This is a genomic window from Thiorhodococcus drewsii AZ1, from assembly GCF_000224065.1.
Taxonomy (GTDB): Bacteria; Pseudomonadota; Gammaproteobacteria; order Chromatiales; family Chromatiaceae; genus Imhoffiella; species Imhoffiella drewsii.
Genome location: NZ_AFWT01000077.1, coordinates 1 through 5687, shown reverse-complemented (window position 1 = coordinate 5687; position 5687 = coordinate 1). Strand labels below are relative to the sequence as shown.

Here is a 5687-nt window from a genome sequence, read left to right as displayed (position 1 = left end):
CAGGCCACTCTTTGGCCAGCCTTCAACAATGGATTGCCACTGCTCGCGTGTGCGCCGTCGATCTGCCATGCTGAAACTCCTGTCGTGATGGAATGGAATTTCATCTTGCAGACTCGATTCTGGGCGGGATAGATGTAATTGGCCGGACGCTTACGGCGCAACGATGGCTCATCGACCTTCGCGTAGATCCGGGTGGTGTCGAGGTTCTGGTGGCGGAGCAGCTCCCCGATTTCGACCAGAGAGGCGCCCTCGCGCAGTAACCGAGTGGCCAGCGAATGCCGCAGCAGGTGAGCGCCCTGATGCGGCGGATGCAGCCCAGCGCGGGCCAACGCACGGCGCACGATGGTCCCAACCGCGTTGCCGGCTTGGAAGCTACGCCGTGGAGCCCGCAGACAGACAAACACCTGGCGGGTGTTGCACGCCGGTCGGACCTCGCGCAGATAGCGGCTGAGGGCTTCGCCGACGTCCCAGGGTAAGGGCAAGCGCTCAACGCGTCCGCGCTTACCGTGGATGATCAGCTCCCCCGCCTCCCAGTCGAGGTCATCCAGGCGCAACCGGGCCACCTCGCCGGCGCGCAATCCCAGGCGGGCCAATAAGAGCAGAATGGCCTCATCGCGCAGACCCTGCGGGCGCGTCTGATCGACCGAGGTCAGCAGGCGCTCGACATCCTCGGCCGGCATGAACTTCGGTAAGCCCGCCAATTGCCGACGCACCGGCGCGGGCACGGCTTGAGCCAGGTCGATGACCAGGATGCCGCGCTGTCGCAGAAAACGCAGAAATCCGCGCAGCGCGCTGGCGATTAGCTGGGTGTGACCGGCGCTGTAGCGGCGCGCCTGCTCCAGCATGAACGCATTGACATCCTCAGCGCCGAGGGCGCTCAAGGCGGGTGGTGACTGTGCCCAAAATCGCCACTCGAGAAAGCGCGTGACCGTGTGCAGATAGGTGCTGACCGTCTCTGGGACCAAGTCGCGCTGGGTGATTAGATGGGTACGAAACGCCTCCCGAATCGGGGCATTCGGATCAAGATCTGGTGGCTCCGGATGCGCATCAGGACATCTGTCCGGCGCAAGCACGCCAGCAAGAACGCCTGCATTGGGTGGTCTTCGCTACGCGGCTTGAAGCGGCGATAACGCTCCGCCAAGAAGGCCCCAAGGACGGCCTCATCCAGGTCAAGGATCCTGTGACTGTGACCGGATGATTCAAGCCAGGTCCCTATCGCCGCGAACAACCGCAGGGCGTAGTTTGATGTCGCGAGCGCGTATCCGCGCTCGGAGAACTCACGGCTGAGCGCCTCGAGATGGGGCGCCAAAAGGCCCGCCTGCAACTTCTCCAACACGACCGGTTTGAGGCCGCAGTGCATGTTCATGGTGTTTCCTCTGTGGCTGATCGGATGACTTGCCACGGGGAAACAATCAGAATAATGCCGGGTCGACAATCACGGCATCAGCAGTAAGAGACTGATCGAAAAAGAACTTAGAGCAGGACGCCAGGACTACCCGGTATTATTTGCCACTCGGGATTATGGCGTAGGCTATGGGGCGTGATCTTTTTTTGATCCCGCACGCCGCAACCACCTGGCGCAGGGCGATCTGCACGCCACCACGATTGAGCGGCGTCGACGCCGCAGCGGCACCCTTGAGTCCGCCATGGCGATTGGGAAACAGCAGCACCGGGTTGCGATGTACCCGCCAGAAGCGACGCAGCATTACCAGCGTCGTCTCGGGCAACGGCACCAACCGATCCCGGTTGCCCTTGGCATTGCGGATATGGACCCGGCGGCGCGCGGCATCGAGATCGGCCACCGTCAGACGCAAACCCTCGCCGAGACGCAGACCCAGGCTGTAGAGGGTGAAGAAGAACACCCGGTAACTCAGCGTCTGGGTCACCTGAATCAGGCGCTGCGTCTCCGCGACCGTCACGATGTCCGGCAGACGCTGCCCGCGTGGCGGCTTGACCAGATCCAGCGACGGCCAAGGTTTGTGCAGCACATGGGCGTAGTAGAACTTCAGCCCGTACAGACCGAGCTTGACGGCACTCCAGGAGTGACTGTCGAGCAAGGCGGAGAAATACGCGAGCAGTTGCTCCTCGGACAGATCGTCGATGCAGCCGTCGAAATGGGCACCGATGCGCCGCACGGCACGTGCATAGGCATCAATGGTCTTGGGCTGCAGACCCTTGAGCCGAAGGTGCTTGAGATGCGCCTCATACTGGCGATTAAATTGCGCTTCGCAGGAAACGGACATGGTGGGGTAACCTCATGAGCGTGAACACAAGATCCCTCGTGGGAGAGGGTATGAGGTTACATTCTAAGAGCGACGACGCCGCATGGGCTCTCTCCGCGAAGCGGCTTCGTCCAACACACTGTTATGCTTCTAAAAAGGATACACAAATAGAAATGAACTGGAAACAATTATTGGTAAAAAAGGCATTGATAGGGAGGATTCCCTTTATTGAAAATATTCGACTGATTAAAAGAAAAATATTTGGATATCCTCCAAATACTGATAATCTTGAACTTACCTTAAAACACTATGAGCGAATAAAGTCTTCAATAGAGCAATCTAACAAGACAATAAAAGAATCAATAATTCTTGAGATAGGATCTGGTTGGTTTCCAACAATTCCTATCCTTTTGGCTCGTGATGGAGCAAAAAGGATATTTATGTCCGATCTTAATGTTCATATGGACAATATAACTTTTAGCGCTACATCAGACTACCTAAAGAACCGTTTTCCAAATGATGAATTTGTCCAGAAAATTGAAAATATAGCACCTCTTCCTATTGAATACTTAGCCCCATTTGATAGTTCTATCCTTCCGGATAAAACTTTAGATTTAGTTATATCTCGTACCGTGTTAGAGCATATTCCGAAAAATGATATTTATACGCTCTTTTCGTCTTTGCGCCGTAAAATATCTGAAAGAGGGATAATGGTTCACTTGATAGATCATTCTGACCACTTTGAACATCATGATAAGTCTATTTCGAAATTAAATTTCTTGACATGGAGTGAAGAAAAGCATGCCTTGATTAATTTCTTGGCAAGAGACGGTGAAAACCGTATGAGACATCATGAATACCATCAAATATTTGTTGATTCGGGGTTTGAGGTGATTGGCGAAGAAACAGATTTGCATAAAGAAACAATGGAAAAAATAAAAGAACTCGAACTCGTATATCCATATTCACTAATGCTTCCTGAACAACTGGCTATCTTAACATCAATTTACATCCTTAAACCTGCATAACGAATACATAAAAAAGGGGCTCTCCCGGATCTTCTGGGATTATGGTATCTTGAAAATCAGCGGGTTGCGAGTCGCTCCCTCATGAAATCTCATTCGAACGCCGTTGATAATGATGTTTGACACAGAAACCCTCCAGACGCTGCTGAACCTGCCTGATATCGCCATTGACCGGGTTGTGCTCACCGAGCGCAAGACGCTCAAGATTTATGTTCACAGCACCTTGGAAGGAACCGAGTGTCACCGGTGCGACAAGCCAATCGATCACGATTACGGTTTGGGTCAAGAAATCAACCTGCGTCACTTGCCGTTGTTCGATTACACGACGGTGATTGTGCTCCGCCCGAAGCGCTATCAGTGTCGTCATTGCTCGGATAGACCGACGACGAGCCAAACCACTGTCGTGGTATACGCCTCGGGCGTCGGTCACCAAGGCCTTCGAAAATTTGGGGTCAGGTCTCCCATTGCCCATTTGCCTGCTCGGGCGTAAGGTAGACGCAACTCAGTATGATGCGCCCCATGGGGAGACAGGTTATGGCTCTGGCCCAAGAAGACATCGCCTTTATCAAACAGCACCTCGGCGAATGGCTGGCTGAACAAAGCCTTGGTAAGCCGCCGCTGGTCTACGAAATCGAACTGCGCGAGCGCATGGTGCGGGTGGAGGAAGAACTCAAGCACCAGCGCGAACTGATGCGTCAAGGCTTCGATCTGATGGAGAAGCGCTTCGAGCAGGTGGACAAGCGCTTCGAGCAGGTAGACAAACGCTTCGACGAAATGCTCAAGCGCCACGACCAGCAGTTTCTCTGGCTGGTTGGATTCATCGCAACTAGCGCCGGTCTCATCATCGCCGCCCTGCGGTATCTTTAGGGTTCGGACACGATGGCTCGCCCTCTGCGGTTGGAATTTGCGGGTGCCCTTTATCATGTGACGGCGCGAGGGAACGAGCGACGGGCGATCTTTCTGGGCGATCTGGAGACGGATCGACAGCGGTTTTGCGAGACGCTGGCCGAGACGGTCGACCGTTTCAACTGGATCTGTCATGCCTATTGTCTGATGACCAATCACTATCATCTGATCATCGAGACGCCGGAGGCGAATCTCTCGAAAGGCATGCGTCAACTGAATGGGGTGTATACGCAGCAGGTGAACCGCACCCATGGGCGTGTTGGACATCTGTTTCAGGGGCGCTACAAGGGGATTTTGGTCGAGAAAGATGCCTATTTGCTGGAGTTGGCGCGCTATGTCGTGCTCAACCCCGTGCGTGCGGGTATGGTCGCGAGCGCGGCGGATTGGCCCTGGAGCAGTTATCGTGCCACGGCGGGTCTTGAGGAGGCGGCACCATTTCTCTTCACGGATTGGCTGCTGGGGGCTTTTGGCGAAGACCGGCCATCTGCGGTTGCAGCTTACGGACGTTTCGTTGCCGAAGGGACGCGAGCGCCTGGTCCGTGGGCGGCGCTGAAACAGCAACTGTATCTGGGCTCGGAAGCGTTCGTCGAACGCGTGCAAGCACGGATCGAGCCGGATCGGCTACTGCGGGAGGTTCCCCGCCGCCAGCGTCGGGCCGTACCGATACCTCTCGCGGATTTTGCCGTCCGTTATCGCGAACGCGATCAAGCGATCGCAGCGGCCTATCGCACCGGGGATTACAGCATGCAGGCGATTGCGGATTTCTTCGGCGTTGGGCGGATGACGGTCAGTCGGGCCGTTCGGCAGGCCGAGTTACAGCAGATTCATGGCTGAAGATCACGGGATTTCGACGGTCAGCACGGGCCGTGCGCTGGTTTGAGGACAGACGATCAGCCGCGCGGGAGAGGTCGGAGCGAGTCATGTAATGGTGGGCTTGCGTTTGGTCGGGCGCCGTGGCTCAGGCGGCGACTGAGACGGGTCTCGATAGTTTTCCCGAGATTTGCCTATGGTCGGAAGTCGAGGTGCTGGGCGACGGCTCGCTGCCGTCCTAATTCGGAGTCCCATGGTCTGATATGCAAGTCCGCTTTGACTGATTTCTGGGGAGAAGACGATGGCCTTGGCTCAAGAAGACATCGCATTCATCAAGCAGCACCTTGGCGAGTGGCTGGCCGAGCAGTCGTTGGGCAAGCCGCCAGCCGTCTACGAGATCGAGCTGCGCGAGCGGATGGTTCGGGTCGAGGAGGACTGAGGCATCAGCGGGAGTTGATGCTCCAGGGGTTCGCGCAGTCGGACAAGCGTTTCGAGGCGCTGCAGGCGAATATGGACAAGCGCTTCGAGCAGGTGGACAAGCGCCTCGAAAGTCTGCAATCCAGCATGGATAAGCGTTTCGAGCAGGTGGATAAACGCCTAGGGCGTGTCATCAATTCCTTGAGCGTGCCATGATTCTCGTCCATCACGATCGCAACATTGAGGAGAGCCCAGATCGCACAACGCCGCCATGCCCTGCGCGATGACCAATGGGAGCGCATCAAAG

Annotated in this window: 7 protein-coding genes and 1 pseudogene; 5 read left to right on the top strand and 3 right to left on the bottom strand. The window is 55.9% G+C overall.

Annotated features, from left to right (window positions below; genetic code table 11):
• The coding region (locus THIDRDRAFT_RS22695; protein ID WP_007043274.1) for a tyrosine-type recombinase/integrase at window positions 1-965 on the bottom strand (965 nt) is incomplete at its 3' end.
• Between the two features lie 65 nt (window positions 966-1030).
• On the opposite strand from THIDRDRAFT_RS22695, the gene THIDRDRAFT_RS26465 reads away from it, so the two are divergent.
• Window positions 1031-1198: a hypothetical protein gene (locus tag THIDRDRAFT_RS26465; protein ID WP_173364704.1), complete on the top strand. Its 168-nt coding sequence runs from the start codon at window positions 1031-1033 to the stop codon at window positions 1196-1198.
• Window positions 1199-1502: 304 nt separating this feature from the next.
• Here THIDRDRAFT_RS26465 and THIDRDRAFT_RS22690 read toward each other — a convergent pair whose 3' ends face one another.
• The gene (locus THIDRDRAFT_RS22690; RefSeq protein ID WP_007043272.1) at window positions 1503-2243 is read right to left on the bottom strand and encodes a tyrosine-type recombinase/integrase; all 741 of its coding nucleotides are present in this window, start codon (window positions 2241-2243) and stop codon (window positions 1503-1505) included.
• 152 nt (window positions 2244-2395) lie between these two features.
• Between THIDRDRAFT_RS22690 and THIDRDRAFT_RS25100 the strand changes: the two genes are divergently transcribed.
• Window positions 2396-3250: a class I SAM-dependent methyltransferase gene (locus tag THIDRDRAFT_RS25100; protein WP_159105443.1), complete on the top strand. Its 855-nt coding sequence runs from the start codon at window positions 2396-2398 to the stop codon at window positions 3248-3250.
• Between the two features lie 79 nt (window positions 3251-3329).
• Here THIDRDRAFT_RS25100 and THIDRDRAFT_RS26965 read toward each other — a convergent pair whose 3' ends face one another.
• Window positions 3330-3614 (bottom strand): hypothetical protein, encoded by a 285-nt coding sequence (locus THIDRDRAFT_RS26965; RefSeq protein ID WP_245535918.1) that lies wholly within the window; start codon window positions 3612-3614, stop codon window positions 3330-3332.
• Between the two features lie 167 nt (window positions 3615-3781).
• Between THIDRDRAFT_RS26965 and THIDRDRAFT_RS22680 the strand changes: the two genes are divergently transcribed.
• The 3 genes and pseudogenes from THIDRDRAFT_RS22680 to THIDRDRAFT_RS22670 form a co-directional block, all read left to right on the top strand.
• On the top strand, window positions 3782-4114 hold the full coding sequence (locus THIDRDRAFT_RS22680; RefSeq protein ID WP_007043269.1) for a hypothetical protein: 333 nt from the start codon (window positions 3782-3784) through the stop codon (window positions 4112-4114).
• 12 nt (window positions 4115-4126) lie between these two features.
• The gene (locus THIDRDRAFT_RS22675) at window positions 4127-4987 is read left to right on the top strand and encodes an REP-associated tyrosine transposase (protein WP_007043268.1); all 861 of its coding nucleotides are present in this window, start codon (window positions 4127-4129) and stop codon (window positions 4985-4987) included.
• Between the two features lie 277 nt (window positions 4988-5264).
• Window positions 5265-5572, top strand: a pseudogene (locus THIDRDRAFT_RS22670) (hypothetical protein); the annotation flags it as partial.
• Window positions 5573-5687: the final 115 nt, after the last annotated feature.

What these genes read in the sequence shown, in the direction of transcription:
- THIDRDRAFT_RS22690 (WP_007043272.1), bottom strand. Translation starts at nt 2,243, where the DNA reads ATGTCCGTTTCCTGCGAAGCGCAATTTAATCGCCAGTATGAGGCGCAT.
- THIDRDRAFT_RS25100 (WP_159105443.1), top strand. Translation starts at nt 2,396, where the DNA reads ATGAACTGGAAACAATTATTGGTAAAAAAGGCATTGATAGGGAGGATT.
- THIDRDRAFT_RS26965 (WP_245535918.1), bottom strand. Translation starts at nt 3,614, where the DNA reads ATGACGACACTGATAGCGCTTCGGGCGGAGCACAATCACCGTCGTGTA.
- THIDRDRAFT_RS22680 (WP_007043269.1), top strand. Translation starts at nt 3,782, where the DNA reads ATGGCTCTGGCCCAAGAAGACATCGCCTTTATCAAACAGCACCTCGGC.
- THIDRDRAFT_RS22675 (WP_007043268.1), top strand. Translation starts at nt 4,127, where the DNA reads ATGGCTCGCCCTCTGCGGTTGGAATTTGCGGGTGCCCTTTATCATGTG.